General features: G+C 64.9%; 11 protein-coding genes. 4 read left to right on the top strand and 7 right to left on the bottom strand.

The window, feature by feature from the left end; genetic code table 11:
- Positions 1–120: 120 nt before the first annotated feature.
- The 4 genes from purH to htpX all read right to left on the bottom strand — a co-directional run bounded on the left by purH (position 121) and on the right by htpX (position 6,194).
- On the bottom strand, positions 121–1,737 hold the full coding sequence (purH, locus tag LB547_RS19090) for a bifunctional phosphoribosylaminoimidazolecarboxamide formyltransferase/IMP cyclohydrolase (protein WP_140518060.1): 1,617 nt from the start codon (positions 1,735–1,737) through the stop codon (positions 121–123).
- Positions 1,738–1,827: 90 nt separating this feature from the next.
- The gene (locus tag LB547_RS19085; RefSeq protein WP_140518222.1) at positions 1,828–3,552 is read right to left on the bottom strand and encodes a heparinase II/III family protein; all 1,725 of its coding nucleotides are present in this window, start codon (positions 3,550–3,552) and stop codon (positions 1,828–1,830) included.
- A gap of 249 nt (positions 3,553–3,801) precedes the next feature.
- Complete coding sequence (locus LB547_RS19080) at positions 3,802–5,184, bottom strand: RsmB/NOP family class I SAM-dependent RNA methyltransferase (protein ID WP_224655911.1); 1,383 nt, start codon at positions 5,182–5,184, stop codon at positions 3,802–3,804.
- Positions 5,181–6,194: a zinc metalloprotease HtpX gene (gene htpX / locus LB547_RS19075; RefSeq protein ID WP_140518224.1), complete on the bottom strand. Its 1,014-nt coding sequence runs from the start codon at positions 6,192–6,194 to the stop codon at positions 5,181–5,183. The genes LB547_RS19080 and htpX overlap by 4 nt, the downstream gene beginning before the upstream one ends.
- A 118-nt stretch (positions 6,195–6,312) precedes the next feature.
- Here htpX and LB547_RS19070 point away from each other — a divergent pair, with 118 nt between their 5' ends.
- Entirely contained in the window at positions 6,313–6,531 is a 219-nt protein-coding gene (locus LB547_RS19070; RefSeq protein ID WP_140524986.1) for a DUF1674 domain-containing protein, read from the top strand.
- A gap of 60 nt (positions 6,532–6,591) precedes the next feature.
- Here LB547_RS19070 and LB547_RS19065 read toward each other — a convergent pair whose 3' ends face one another.
- Entirely contained in the window at positions 6,592–7,266 is a 675-nt protein-coding gene (locus tag LB547_RS19065; RefSeq protein ID WP_140566723.1) for an HAD-IA family hydrolase, read from the bottom strand.
- 181 nt (positions 7,267–7,447) lie between these two features.
- On the opposite strand from LB547_RS19065, the gene LB547_RS19060 reads away from it, so the two are divergent.
- The 3 genes from LB547_RS19060 (at position 7,448) to LB547_RS19050 (ending at position 11,713) form a co-directional block, all read left to right on the top strand.
- Complete coding sequence (locus LB547_RS19060; protein ID WP_140759206.1) at positions 7,448–8,317, top strand: transglutaminase-like domain-containing protein; 870 nt, start codon at positions 7,448–7,450, stop codon at positions 8,315–8,317.
- A 291-nt stretch (positions 8,318–8,608) separates the two neighbouring features.
- Entirely contained in the window at positions 8,609–10,087 is a 1,479-nt protein-coding gene (locus tag LB547_RS19055) for a TadE/TadG family type IV pilus assembly protein (protein ID WP_140759208.1), read from the top strand.
- Positions 10,088–10,450: 363 nt separating this feature from the next.
- Positions 10,451–11,713: an SAM-dependent methyltransferase gene (locus LB547_RS19050; RefSeq protein ID WP_140686003.1), complete on the top strand. Its 1,263-nt coding sequence runs from the start codon at positions 10,451–10,453 to the stop codon at positions 11,711–11,713.
- 1 nt (position 11,714) lies between these two features.
- On the opposite strand, the gene LB547_RS19045 is transcribed toward LB547_RS19050, so the two are convergent.
- Together LB547_RS19045 and acs are read right to left on the bottom strand one after the other, a co-directional pair.
- A complete protein-coding gene (locus tag LB547_RS19045) occupies positions 11,715–12,455 on the bottom strand; it encodes an MOSC domain-containing protein (RefSeq protein WP_140759210.1) in 741 nt (246 codons plus the stop codon).
- Between the two features lie 8 nt (positions 12,456–12,463).
- Entirely contained in the window at positions 12,464–14,419 is a 1,956-nt protein-coding gene (acs, locus tag LB547_RS19040; RefSeq protein WP_140759212.1) for an acetate--CoA ligase, read from the bottom strand.
- Positions 14,420–14,614: the final 195 nt, after the last annotated feature.

Genomic DNA, 14,614 nt, shown 5'->3' with positions numbered 1-14,614 from the left:
CGCCCCCCCCCCCCCCCCCCCCCCCCCCCCCCCCCACGGCGTTGCCCCCACCCCGTCTCACGAGCTTTGCTTCGCAAACATCGCTCGCCGACCCTCCCCACAAGGGGGAGGGTGAGGCGCTCAATGTCTGAAGTGTCTCACGCCCGTGAACACCATGGCGATGCCATGCTCGTCGGCGGCGGCAACCACATCGTCGTCGCGCATCGAGCCGCCGGGCTGGATCACCGCCGTGGCGCCGGCCTCGATGGCCGACAGCAGGCCGTCGGCGAAGGGGAAGAAGGCGTCGGAGGCGACGACAGAGCCCTTGGTCAGCGGCTCGGCCCAGCCCGCCGCTTCCGCAGCGTCGAGTGCCTTGCGGGCAGCGATGCGCGAGGAATCGACGCGGCTCATCTGTCCGGCGCCGATGCCTACCGTGGCGCTGTCCCTTGCGTAGACGATGGCGTTCGATTTGACGTGCTTGGCGACGCGGAAGGCGAATTTCAGGTCGGCCAGTTCGGCCGGCGTCGGCGCCCGTTTCGTCACCACCTTCAGTTCGAGGTCGTCGACGACGGCGTTGTCCCTGCCCTGCACCAGCAGGCCGCCGGCGACGGATTTGACGGTTGTGCCGATCGCGCGCGGATCCGGCAGGCCGCCCGCGACCAGCAGGCGCAGGTTCTTCTTCGCGGCCACGATCGCTGCCGCCTCGTCGGTGGCGCCGGGCGCGATAATGACCTCGGTGAAGGTCTTCACGATCTCTTCGGCCGCCTCGGCGTCAAGGATGCGATTGACAGCGACAATGCCGCCATAGGCCGAGACCGGGTCGCAGGCCAGCGCCCTGGCGTAGGCCGCCTTCAGCGTCGAACCCTCGGCGACGCCGCACGGGTTGGCATGCTTGATGATGGCGACGGCGGCCGAGCGCGCCGGGTCGAACTCGCCGGCCAGCTCGAAGGCGGCGTCGGTATCGTTGATGTTGTTGTAGGAAAGCTGCTTGCCCTGGAGCTGGCGCGCGGTGGCCACGCCCGGCCGCTTGTCGCCATTGACATAGAAGCCGGCGCCCTGGTGCGGGTTCTCGCCATAGCGCATCACGGTTTCCAGCCTGCCGCCGAAGGCGCGCCAGGTCGGGTGCTCGATCTCCAGCGCCTCGGCGAACCAGCCCGAGATTGCCGCGTCGTAGCTGGCGGTGCGGGCAAAAGCCTTGGCCGCGAGCTTCTTGCGGAAATCCAGCGAAAGCGAGCCGATATTCATCTCCAGCGCATTGAGAACGGAGGCATAGTCGCCGGGATCGGTGACGATGGCGACATAGGCGTGGTTCTTGGCGGAGGCGCGGATCATCGCCGGGCCGCCAATGTCAATGTTCTCGACGATCGCCGCGTAGTCGGCGCCGGAGCGGCGGACTTCCTCGAACGGATAGAGATTGGAGACGACCAGGTCGATCGGCTCGATGCCATATTTGTGCATCGCCGCGGCGTGATCGGGATCATCGCGCACGCCGAGCAGGGCGCCATGCACCGACGGGTGCAGGGTCTTGACGCGTCCATCCATGATCTCGGGAAAGCCGGTGAGCTCGGAGACGTCGCGAACCGCCAGGCCGGCATCGGCGATCGCTTTTGCCGTGCCGCCGGTCGACACCAGCTCGACGCCGGAAGCGGCGAGCGCCCTGGCGAGATCGATGAGGCCGGTCTTGTCGAAGACGGAGAGCAGCGCGCGACGCACGGGAACGAGGTCGGGAGCGGGAATGTTCTTGGCGGCGACGGCCATGGGCGTGCTTTCACGGCTGGAGGGGCAGGCCCGCGCCGTATCATATGAGATCAGGAAATCAAGGCGCAAGCTCGGTCAGCGCCGGCGCGGTCAGTTGTTTTCGGGATAGCCGGCGATAGAGGTGCGGGTGAGCTGCCAGTGGACTTCGGCGATGTCGGACGGCTTGAAGGCAAGCACGATCTGCCGGCTGCGGCGCGGGCCGCCGAGACCGGCGAAGTAGATCGATTCCTCGACCTCCGGCACCATCTCGGTGCAGGTGAACACCCAGCTGTCGGCCTGCTCGGCGGTCAGTACCAGGCGGTCATGCTCGTCCTGCAAAAGGTTGATGTCGGGATGGACGTGGAAGCGCACGGTGACGAAATCGCGGCCATTGTTGCGGATCGCCGCACCTCCAGGACGCTGGAAGCGGTCCCTGCCGGTCAGCACATTGCCGTTCGAGGACAGTTTCAGCTCGCGCTCGTGCAGGAAACCGAAGCGCTGGATATAGCCGTCATGGCGGGCGATGAAGCCTTGAACGCCCTTCTGGTCGATACGCTTGCACTGCACATGCTGCGGACCGCCGATCAAAGGCGACCCCAGAAGATCGTTGATGCGCAGCGAATGGCTGAACCGCGCCGACGAGGTGTCGTTGATGGTGGCGGTCGAATGCGCGGCGGTGGCGCGGGCCAGGGGCCGGAATTCGGCGGCGCCATAGGTGTCGATGCCGGCATTGACGATGTAATGCTGGCGGCCCGACGACAGCTCGAACGCAAGGCAGCTGGCATGGGCGGCATTGGAGACGTGGACGGGCGGCGGCAGGCCGGTGTCGGCGATGACGGTGACGCCACCCATGGACAGCCGCTCATAGCCCGAATGCGGTGCATGCAGCAGCGGCGAGCCGGCGGTGTCGTCGTGGCGCAGGATGCTGGCGATGCGGTCATGGATGGTGGCGCCCATGCCGTTGAAGCGGGCGAGGCTGCCGTCCTGGTGGCGAAAGAAGCGCAGCGCCGGCAGCATCCTGTCGATGGCGCCGATCAGGGCCTGTGGCGGCGCTTCCGCCTGGTTGGCGTAGGTCTGCCGCAGCGGCAAAAGGTCGGCGAGGATTTCCAGCACCGCCATCGGGTTGCGCGAGATGTGGCCGCCATCGGGAAGGATCTGGCGGTCCAGTTCCTCGGCGAGGTTGCGGGTGGCGCCGCGCAGCGCCGATGCGGGCGCCGGCAGCGACAGGGCGGCGAAGGCGAGGGCGATGCGGGCGCGCAGCCTGTCCTTGCCGTCAGGCATTTCGCGCGCCATCGACCTGAGGTAGCGGATCTGGACGGCCAGCGATTTCAGGAAGGCGCGGTAGAACGGGAATTCAGCGCCTTGCAGCACGATCGAGGAATGCTGCAGCCAGGCGATAATGCGCTTGGCGGCCGTGCCGGGCTCCCAGGCAATGCCGGAAATGTTGTTTCCATGCGTGGCGATCCAGTCGGACACCAGCGCACGCGCATTGGCGGCGGCAAGCTCGGTGCCGGCGGCGCGCATGTGACGCAGCCAGCGAAAGCCATGCAGCGTCTTCTGCCAGCCGTAATTGGGAACGCTGATCTGGAAGGGCGACTTGCCGCCGGTCTCGACCATATGTCCCGACAAGGGATAGCGGCCATAGTAGATCTCAAGCGCGATCTGCGGGTCGGCCAGCCGCAGGTCCGGCGGCGCGATCAGCACCCGTTCGGGCGTGCGGCCGGAATAGCGCCAGCGATAAACCGGTCCGGCACGCAGGCGCCGGCGCGTTTTGCGCCAAAACTCCTTCGCGACAAGCGCCCACAGACGCGTCGTGTTGCCGGCAGCAAGTGCCAAAACCCCTCCTGATCGTCCTCTATCCCAAGGGCAAGCTTATCTGATTCAACGATTCATGCGAAGGCGAATTCCCGCGAGCGGTGACGCTCCGCCTGGCTTGGCCGCGGATGCTCCCCAAAAAAGTCAGCAACTTCCTATGCTTAAACCCCTGAGCGGTTCAGCGCCCGATGGGCATCCATACTCCGCTCCAGATCCTTGTTCCACGCAATTCCGGACGGAGAATCGTCACGCAGCTTTCGTGGACTTGCCTTAGCTGGCGCGACGCATGCGCGCGGCGAAAAAGCCGTCGAGACCGGAACGTTGCGGCGAGCCGAGATCGAGGTCGGCAGGTGTGGTGCGCAGCGTGCCTTCCTGCGTCAGGAAGGGATCGATGCCGATGATCTCGCCGGCGCGAAGCGGGTCGGCAACGACGCCAGGCGTCGCGGCGAGGAAGCCACGATAAAGCTCCTCGCCTTCGAGTGGGTCGAGCGAACAGTTCGAAAAGACGATCCTTCCGCCCGGCTTAACCAGGGTGACGGCGCGCGCGAGCAGCCGGCGCTGGAGATCGGCGAGCTTCTCGACATCAGCCACAGTCTTGGTCCATGGCACGTCGGGATGCCGCCGCACCGTGCCGGTCGAGGAGCAGGGCGCGTCGAGGAGGACGGCGTCGAACAGCTCGTCCGGCTCGTACTGGAGGAGATCGGCCTGCACGATATCCGCCGACAGGCGGAGGCGTTCGAGATTCTGCGCCAGCCGCGCCAGCCGGTTCTTCGAGGTGTCGATCGCGGTGACGCGTGCGCCGGCCACGATCAATTGGGCGGTCTTGCCGCCGGGCGCGGCGCAGAGATCGGCGACGCGAAGCCCGCCGACATCACCGAGCAACCGGGCAGGCAGGCCGGCTGCGGCATCCTGGACCCACCATGCGCCTTCGGCGAAGCCAGGCAGTTCGGCGACCGGGCCGGCAAGCTTCTCCACCCGAATCGTGCCGGTCGGCAGGGCAATGCCGCCGAGCCTTTCGGCCCAGTGCTCCGGATCGGCCTTGACCGAGAAATCGACCGGGGCCTCCTGGCGGTGGGCGGCGAGTATCCGTCTGGCCTCGTCCACGCCATAGGCGGCCTTCAAACGGTCGGAAAACCATTTCGGCGCTTCGTCGGTGGTAGCAAGGGCCTCTGGAAGTTCAGCCTCCTTGATCCGCGCGAGCGTGCGCAGCACACCGTTGACCAGGCCGGCAAAGCGCAATGTGCGGGGATCGGACTTGGCATGGGTGACGGCGAGGTCGACCGCGGCGCTGTCTGGAATGTCGAGGAACAGGATCTGCGCGGCCGCCACATGCAAAATATGCGACAGCGCGGTGGCATTGGCCGGCAGCGGTTTTTCCAGACGCCGCGCCAGCAGCCCGGCAATGGTCATGCGATAGCGCAGCGCGGTGACCAGAATGGCGCGCACAAGACCGCGATCGCGCAGATCTAGCGCCTTGTATTGCGGATGGCCGTTTTCATGGTCGGTCAGGCCGTCGAGCGGCGTCCTCGCATCGATGACAGCTGCCAGCAGGCGCGCCGCCGCCTTGCGGGCGGCAAGGCCGGCAACGAACTCGCCGTCCTTTTTGTCTTCCTGACCACCTGTGCGTCGAGGTGCTCTGCCCGCCACGCTCACGACCACGGGCCCTTGGGCCCGGTCGGATTGCGACCCCATGGATTGGATTTGGGCTCTGCCGGCGGTTCCGGCGCGGCCGGCTTGCCCCACGGTCCTGCCGATTGCGGCTCGTCGGCCTGCGGCGGCACTGGCGCCTGGCGCTGCGGGGACCGCGATACGCCCCCGTCCATGCGCTGCGCCATCGCTTGCAGCGCGGCGATGCGGTTCTCGGTGCTCGGATGGGTGGAGAACAGACTGTCCATGCGCTCGCCGTGCAGCGGGTTGATGATGAAGAGATGAGCCATCGCCGGATTGCGCTCGGCGTCCGGGTTGGGTATGCGTTCGGCGCCGCGGGCGATCTTGTCAAGCGCCGAGGCCAGCCATAGCGGGTGTCCACAGATTTCGGCGCCGCGCCGGTCGGCCTCGTATTCGCGGGTGCGGCTGACCGCCATCTGCACGATCATCGCGGCAAAGGGCGCCACGATCATCGCCGCCAGCACGCCGACAAAACCGAACGGGCTGTTGTTGTCGCGGTTGCCTCCGAGGAAGAAGGCGAAATTGCCAAGCATCGAGATGGCGCCGGCGAAGGTCGCGACGATCGTCATCGTCAAGGTGTCGCGGTGCTGGACGTGGGCGAGCTCGTGCGCCATCACCGCGGCCACTTCCTCATGCGTCAGCCGTTGCAAAAGGCCGGTGGAAGCGGCGACAGCCGCGTTCTGCGGGTTGCGGCCGGTGGCGAAGGCGTTGGGCTGCGGATTGTCGATCAGGTAGGTCCTGGGCATCGGCAGGCCTGCCTGCTCGGCCAGTGCCTGCACGATGGCGTAATATTCGGGCGCGTTCTTCTCGTCGACCTCGACGGCGCGGTTCATCGACAGCACCATCTTGTCGGCGTTCCAATAGCTAAACAGATTGGTGGCGGCGGCGATCAGGAAGGCGATCATCATGCCGCCCGTGCCGCCGATCAGGAAGCCGACGCCCATGAACAGCGCGGTCATCGCGGCAAGAAGCATGGCGGTGCGAAGTGTGTTCATCGTCTGCTCCCGTCCTGGTCGTGATGTAAGGGGGTCGATCCTCGTGAGCTCATCGCTATATGATGGGAAACGCCGGTACCCGTTTCAATCGGCCTGTTTCAATCCGCCGGAATATCGCATGAACGACGAGACCAGTAAAACACCTGCCACTGATGACGAAGCGCGGCTGAAGACGCTGACGCCCGCCGCCCACCGCGCGCTTGAAGAGGCCGCGGCGCGGCGCGAGGACTACCGCCGCAAGGAAGCCGCGGTGCCGAAGGAAGTCGGCGGCCGCGGCGGCAAGGAGCCCGGCCGCTACGGCGACTGGGAGATCAAGGGCCTGACCAGCGATTTCTAATATGCCGGCCCAGCAAACAGCTAATTTGCTGGCAATCGGGTGTTTGATTGTCGCCAGAGCCTAGAAGGCCGCTGCCGCCGCTCGCTGCGGCTGGAGCGCGATCCAGCCGCGCTCGTCGACGGTGACGCCGATGGCGTCGTAGCCAGCGATCGCGGCATGCCGCGTCGCCAAGGGATGCCGGTGGGTGGCGTTTATGACCATGACCGCTGCGCCCGCCGCCTCGGCCGCCGTGATGCCCGCCGGGGCATCCTCGAACACGAGGCAATCGCGCGCATCGACACCGAGCCGCGTCGCGCCGAGCTGAAAGCAGTCGGGCGCCGGCTTGCCGCGTGAAACATCTTCCGCCGCGATCAGCACGGCAGGGACGGGGATGCCGGCGGCCTTCATGCGCAAGAGCGCCAGTTCGCGCGGTGCCGAGGTTACGATCGCCCAGCGCCCCGGCGGGAGCGCGTTGAGAAACGCGGCGGCGCTGGCGATCTGAACAATGCCCTCCAGATCGGCGGCTTCGGCCTTGAGCAAGAGGTCGGCCTCATGCGCCGGATCGACGCCCGGGAGCGCCAGACCGGCGATCGTCTCGATCGCCCGCACGCCATGGATCGTCGGCAGGAAGGCGGCGACGTCGAGCCCTTGCCGCCGCGCCCAGTCGCTCCACACCCGTTCGGCCGAGGCAATGGAATTGATGAGCGTGCCGTCCATGTCGAAGAGGAAGGCGGCGAATTTTCTGCCTGCGTACATGATTTTCCTTGATTTCGGGGAGGTCTTTCGAGGGAGCGCCGATGGTAACGTCCCGGCGCCGGCATTGGAAGCCGCGCGGCCACCTTTTCGGCCAGTCCCCTTTTCCGCAAGTCAGGGAACCGCGGTCCGCCTCCGGCGTTTCACCTTCGCTGCTTTTCCACGACCATCGAAGGGGGACGCGATGCTGATTCGGCTCGGCTACGAACTGGCCATTGAATGCGCTGGCGCCACGCCGGTGATTTCGTTGCTCGAGATCCACAGGGACAGGCAGGCCGACATCAAGCGGCAGACGCGCATGTTGACGTCGCCCGCGGTTCCGACCAGGTGCTACAGCGATCTGCATGGCAATTCGTGCCGCCGCTTTACCGCACCCGCCGGCACCTTTCGCATCCTCTACGATGCCGTGGTCGAGGACAGCGGCGAGGCGGACGAGGTCAACACGCTGGCACGCGAGGTGCCGGTGGCAGAGCTGCCCGACGAGGTGCTGTTTTATCTGCTGGGCAGCCGCTATTGCGAGACCGATCACCTGAGCCAGCTCGCCTGGGAGCTTTTCGGCCGTTTGCCGTCCGGCTGGGCGAGGGTGCAGGCGATCGTCGATTACGTCCACAACCGGCTGTCCTTCGGCTATGGCTATGCCCGCTCGACCCGCACCGCGGCGCAGGCGCATGAGGAGCAGGTCGGCGTCTGCCGAGACTTCGCCCATCTGGCGATCACGCTCTGCCGCTGCATGAACATTCCGGCACGCTATGTGAATGGCTATCTCGGCGACATCGGCGTGCCGGCCGATCCGGCGCCGATGGATTTCTCGGCCTGGATGGAAGTGTTTCTCGACGGCAAGTGGTACACGTTCGACCCCCGCCACAATGTTCCGAGGATCGGCCGCATCGTCATCGCGCGCGGACGCGATGCCACCGACGTGCCGTTGCTGCACAGTTTCGGCCCGCACCGGCTCAGCCTGTTCAAGGTATGGACCTACGAACAGGAGAACAATCTGTTCAACCCGCCCTACCACGCCATCGACAGGACGGTCACCGCGCAGATGCTGGCCTGATCCGGGTTTCCATGCATCCCCATACTGCCTCGCTCTGGCACAGGTGCCGCTGTGCCGCGGCGGGACACGGCCGCGCGCCCTGTGCCGCGACATGCAGGATCTTGGTAAGCGCTTCGTAAATGCCGCGCGAACGCAGCATTGGCGTTTACCGGTCATTCACCTTTCCATCCTTGAAAGCGAAGTAAAAACAAGTGTCTAGTCCCTGGTGCGCGGCCGCTGGCCGCGCCCGGCCGGAATCCTGCATCGATCCGTTTGCCCGGCGACGAGGCCGGGGCGAGCGGAGAGAGAACGATGCGGATTTTCGGGGGTCTTGTGGACGCGGCCGGCGACTTTGCCAGGCATCGCGGCGGGAATTTCGCCATCCTGTTCGGATTCGCCGCCTCGGTCTTGGTGCTGGGCGTCGGCTTCGCCGTCAACATCACCCAGCTCTACAACGCCAAATCGAGCCTGCAGAGCGTGGTCGACGCCGCGGTGACGTCGACGGCGCGGGACCTGACGACCGGCGTCATCAAGGAGGCCGATGCCAACAAATCGGTGCAGGCCTTCCTCGACGCCAACAGCACGGCCGGCATCCTGCAGGCCAACCAGATCGTGCTCGACAGGCTGACGGTCGACAGGACCGCCAGGACGGTGCAGGCGGAGGCCCATGCCGACGTCGCCTTCTATTTCCCGCTGTTCGGCACGCGCGACATGCAGCGCGTTCCCGCCTCGACGACAGCGCTCTATTCGGACAAGCAGATCGAGGTGGCCATGATGCTCGACATAACAGGCTCGATGGCGAAGCGGGGCAAGGTCGACAAGATCGGCGATCTGAAAGCAGCAGCGAAAAACGCCGTTCGGACGATGCTCCGGAACCAGGATCCGAAGAACCCCCGCATCCGCGTCGCGATTGTGCCTTACGCATCCGGCGCGAACGCCGGCAAGCTGGCCGAAAACGTCTATGCCGAGAAGCCAGGGAGCTCTGAGCTGCCACCCGTCGCCGGCAGTTCGCTTCTCGTCGCCAAGACGGGCAAAAATTTGCTGCCGTCCTTCAGCGACTACATCTCCATTGTTGGCGCGGCGATGCCACGCCCCGATAATTGCGCCACGGAGCGCAAGGACAAAAATGGCGACGCGGATTTGAGCGCCGACGGCCCAGATGCTGTTCGCACGGACAAGAACGGCAAGAAGTACTACGCCCTGGTCAACCGGGATGATCATCTCGATGGCGGCGGAATGAACAAGTGCCCCGATGCGGAAGTGATCCCGCTGACCGCCGATTCCGGCGCATTGCTTGGTTCGATCGACGACTTCCAGGCTGAGGGTTATACCGCCGGCGCGATCGCCATTCAGTGGACCTACTATATGCTGTCGCCGCAATGGCGCGCTGCGATCAAGAATGCCGGCCTCGGCAACGGCGCCTCGGACGTCAACGCGAAGAAGATCGCCAAGGTCGCGATCCTGATGACCGATGGCCAGTTCAATACCGCCTTCGCCGGTGCCGGGGGCCGCTACAACAGCCAGGGCAATCTTGCGCGCGGCAACGCCGAAACGCTGTGCGGCAACATGAAAAATGACGGCATCGAAATTTTCACCATCGGCTTCGACCTGAACAACAAGGACATGTCGGCAACCGAGCGGGATCAGGCAAAGGCGGTGCTGAAGGACTGTTCGTCGAAAGATGCCTCCACCGCTCAAAAACACTATTTCGAGGTGTCGACCGGGGTGGAATTGGACGCCGCCTTTCAGGAAATCATCCGCAACACCGAAAAGGTCGCGCTGACGCAGTAGGCCGCACAAGGAAAAGGCCGCCGCTTCTTTCGAAGCCGGCGGCCTTCCGTGTTTCCGTCCATGGCGCGGCTCCTGGCGGCAACCCGAGGGGTCGCCCGCCGCGCATCTCGCGCCTTAACGGGAAGACTGCTTCCCGAAAGTGCAATCCGCTGAGGCCACGTTCTGGAAAACGAAATCACTCGACATCGGATCACCTCCTTTCAGTTTGTTGAACACGCACTGATGATGGGGTGCGTTGCAGCAAAAGACAAGACGCCGGACGGAAAAAGACGTTTTTCCGGCTTGGCCGCGTCCTTCGTGCAAGCGGGTTGCGGCCAGGGGTTCAAGCGGACAAGATCGGCCTACCGAATGCAGGGGGACGGCATGGACGCTACGGAAAGAGCAGCACGCATCGTTCGCACGGTCGTCCAGGCGCTGAAGCCGGGCTTTGCCGTCAGGCTTTGGACCGGCGAGCGCATCGGTCCGGCCGGCGGCCCGGTGCTTGCCATCAACGACCAGGACATCGTCTGGCAACTGGCCCGCCGGCCAAATTTCTCGACGCTGGTCGAGATGTGGATTTCCAAGGCGGTCGACGTGGAGGAAGGGTCGCTGTTTGACCTCTACGCGCTGCCTTCACAAGGCAAGCTGCGGTTCAAGGCGCTGCCGAAGCTCGCGATCATGCGCGACCTGCCGGCCGTGCTGTTCTCGCGAAGGAAGATGACGCAACGCGCCGACCTCGCCGGGCAAAACCCCTTTGTCAGCGGCTCCAACAAGCAGGCGATCCAGCATCATTACGACATATCGAACGCCTTCTACCGGCTCTTCCTCGACGAGCGCATGGTCTACAGCTGCGGGTATTTCAAGGATTTCGCCAATGACATCGACCAGGCCCAGGCCGACAAGCTCGAGCATATCTGCCGCAAGCTCCGGCTGAAGCCTGGCGACCGCCTGCTCGATATCGGCTGCGGCTGGGGCGCGATGCTGATCCATGCGGTGAAGCATCATGGCGTCGTCGGCCATGGCGTCTCGTTGTCGGAGGCCCAGACCGGACTCGCCCGCGAACGCATTCGGGCCGAGGGGCTGGAGGACCGGATCACAATCGAGATAAAATCCTATGCCGAGCTCACCGGAAGTTTCGACAAGATATCCTCGATTGGCATGTTCGAGCATCTGGGGCTGGCCAACCACGCCGCCTACTTCTCGACCGTCCATCGCCTGCTCAAGCCGGGCGGCATCTATCTGCATCATGCCATCACCAGGCGCAGCAAGGGCAGCATGAAGAAGACCTTGCGCAAGGGCTCGGAATACAAGGCGCTGATCAAATACATCTTCCCGGGTGGCGAGATCGACACGATCGGCATGACGTGCGGCAATCTGGAAGCACATGGCTTCCTCGTCCACGACGTCGAGAATCTGCGCGAGCACTACGCCCGCACCTGCCGGCTGTGGGCAGAGCGCCTGCATGCGCGCTTCGACGAGGCCATCGCCGAAGTGGGAGAAGCCAAGGCGCGGCTGTGGCTGCTTTACCTGACCGGCTGTTCGATCGCTTTCGATCGCGCCTCGGCGCAGATTTTCCAGACGGTCGCCACCAAGCGGACGCGGGGCCCGAGCGGCCTGCCGCCGACGCGGGCGGACCTTTACCGGTAATTCAGGCGAATCGCATCCCGTCGCCGACCTTGACGCTGGCCGCGCGGTCGACGGTGCAGTAGACGCCGAGATTGTGCGCGTTATGACGCACCAGATTGCGCAGGATCGCCGGGTCGTCGTCGAAACCGTCCTGGGCGATGATGGTGAAGCCGCAGCGGCGGCACGGCTCGGAGATGGTCAACAGCAGGTCGCCGACGGCGAGCTTCCTGCCGATCCATTCGGTTTCGGGGAAAGTGCCTTCGACCGCCGCCATGTCGATGACGATGTTGGGACGGAAGCGGCGTGGATCAGGAGTGCCTTGCGGATGCAGCGCCTTCAGGCGCGCCAGGGAGGCGGTGGTCAACAGATGGATCGGCGCCTTGCGGTAGCGCGCCTCGGTCAACGGGCCGGCATAGGCCGGCGGGGCGTTCTCCAGGCCGAACGGACGGATCGAGGCCGGAAAGCCTAGATAGTCGGAAACGGCACGGTCGCTTTCGACGCCGGGCGCTGCCAGCCAATCCGCGCCGGGAATCGCGATCTCGAGCCTGCGGTCGCCCGTCAGCCGGGTGCGGATGCGCGGCACCTTGTGCCACTTCGGCTCGCGATCGGGCCGGGCGATCTCATTGTCGGAGGCATCGACCAGGCCAAACATACGGTCGCCCTCGATGCTCTCGGTGCCGACCGCGATCGTCTCCAGGCGTTCGCCGGCGAGCGAACTCGCCGGATAGCGCCAGAGTTCGGCAACCCTGCCTATCGCGGCCATGGCCGGTGTCAGCCTTTCTTGTTCTGGCGGTTGGCGACGAGGTCGTCGACGACGGCCGGATCGGCGAGCGTCGAGGTATCGCCAAGGGCGCCGAAATCGTCCTCGGCAATCTTGCGCAGGATGCGCCGCATGATCTTGCCCGAGCGGGTCTTGGGCAGGCCGGGTGCGAACTGGATCTTGTCGGGCGTGGCAATGGCGCCGATCTCCTTGCGGACATGGGCGAGGAGCTCCTTGCGCAAGTCCTCGCTCGGCGTCTCGCCGGCCATCAGCGTGACGTAGCAGTAGATGCCCTGGCCTTTGATGTCGTGGGGATAACCGACGACGGCGGCTTCCGAAACCTTGTCGTGGCTGACCAATGCGGATTCGACCTCGGCCGTGCCCATGCGGTGGCCGGAGACGTTGATGACGTCGTCGACGCGGCCGGTGATCCAGTAATAGCCGTCGGCATCGCGGCGGCAGCCGTCGCCGGTGAAGTACTTGCCCTTGTAAGTCGAAAAATAGGTCTGCACGAAGCGGTCGTGATCGCCATAGACGGTGCGCATCTGGCCGGGCCAGGACTCGGTGATGCACAGATTGCCGTCGGCGGCTCCTTCAAGCACCTTGCCCTCGCCGTCGACCAGTTGCGGCTTGACACCGAAGAAGGGCCGCGTGGCCGAGCCGGCCTTGAGGTCGGTGGCGCCCGGCAACGGCGTGATCATGATGCCGCCGGTCTCGGTCTGCCACCAGGTGTCGACGATCGGCACCTTGGCGTTGCCGACGACGTTGAAATACCACTCCCAGGCCTCCGGATTGATCGGTTCGCCGACCGAGCCCAGCACGCGCAGCGATTTGCGCGACGCCTTTTTCACATGATTGTCGCCGGCGCCCATCAGGGCGCGCAGCGCCGTCGGCGCGGTGTAGAAGATGTTGACCTGATGCTTGTCGATGACTTCCCAGAAGCGCGACTGCGAGGGGTAGTTGGGCACGCCCTCGAACATCAGCGTGGTGGCGCCGTTGGCGAGCGGCCCGTAGACGATGTAGCTGTGGCCGGTGACCCAGCCGACATCGGCGGTGCACCAGTAGATGTCGCCATCATGATAGTCGAAGACATATTGGTGCGTCATCGAGACGTAGACGAGATAACCCGCCGTGGTGTGCAGCACGCCTTTCGGCTTGCCGGTCGAACCCGACGTATAGAGGATGAACAGCGGATCCTCCGCCTTCATCTTCTCCGGCTTGCACTCAGCCTTAACGGTCGCGGCCTCTTCGTGGTACCAGACGTCGCGGCCCGGCGCCCAGCCGATCTTGCCGCCGGTGCGGCGGACCACCACTACCTTTTCGACCCTGGTACCGGCTTTTGCCGCGATCTCGATTGCCTTGTCGGTGTTCTCCTTCAACGGGATCGGCTTGCCGCCGCGCAGGCCCTCGTCAGCGGTGATGACGATGGTTGACTTGCAATCGTCGATGCGGCCGGCGAGCGCGTCGGGCGAAAAGCCGCCGAAGACGACCGAGTGGATGGCGCCGATACGCGTGCAGGCGAGCATCGCATAGGCCGCTTCCGGGATCATGGGCATATAGAGGGTGACGCGGTCGCCCTTCTTGACGCCGTGCTTCTTCAGCACGTTGGCGAAGCGGCAGACATGCGCATAGAGCTCATTGTAGGTGATCTTGCGGTCGTCGTAGGGGTTGTCGCCTTCCCAGATGATGGCGGTCTGGTCGCCGCGCTTCTTCAGGTGGCGGTCGATGCAGTTGTAGGAAACATTGGTCTGGCCGTCCTCGAACCATTTGATGGAGACCTTGCCGTCGAAGGAGGCGTTGCTGACCTTGGAGAAGGGTTTGAACCAGTCGATGCGCTTGCCGTGCTTGCCCCAGAACCTGTCCGGATTCTTCACGCTGTCGGCGTACCATTTGAGATAGGTGTCGTTGTCGATCAGCGCATTCTTCTTCCAGGCCGGCTGAACGCGGTGGACATGAACCTCGGACATTTCCTGCTTTTCCTCCCGAAACTAACGCCGGCTTGAACCGCCAGCGGGATCGCGGCGACGCGGCCGCGAATTCGCGCGCATTATTAACAGTTCCGCGATGACGGCAACATTAGACGTTGGGTTTGCGCGGCGGGATGCCGCACATGGGCCCCGCGGCTGCTGTCAGCACTTGCACCGGACCGCTGCTAACTTCAT

It is taken from the genome of Mesorhizobium sp. B264B1B, assembly GCF_020165765.1.
In the GTDB taxonomy this organism is placed as follows: Bacteria; Pseudomonadota; Alphaproteobacteria; order Rhizobiales; family Rhizobiaceae; genus Mesorhizobium.
This window is presented reverse-complemented; position numbering and strand designations above follow the sequence as displayed.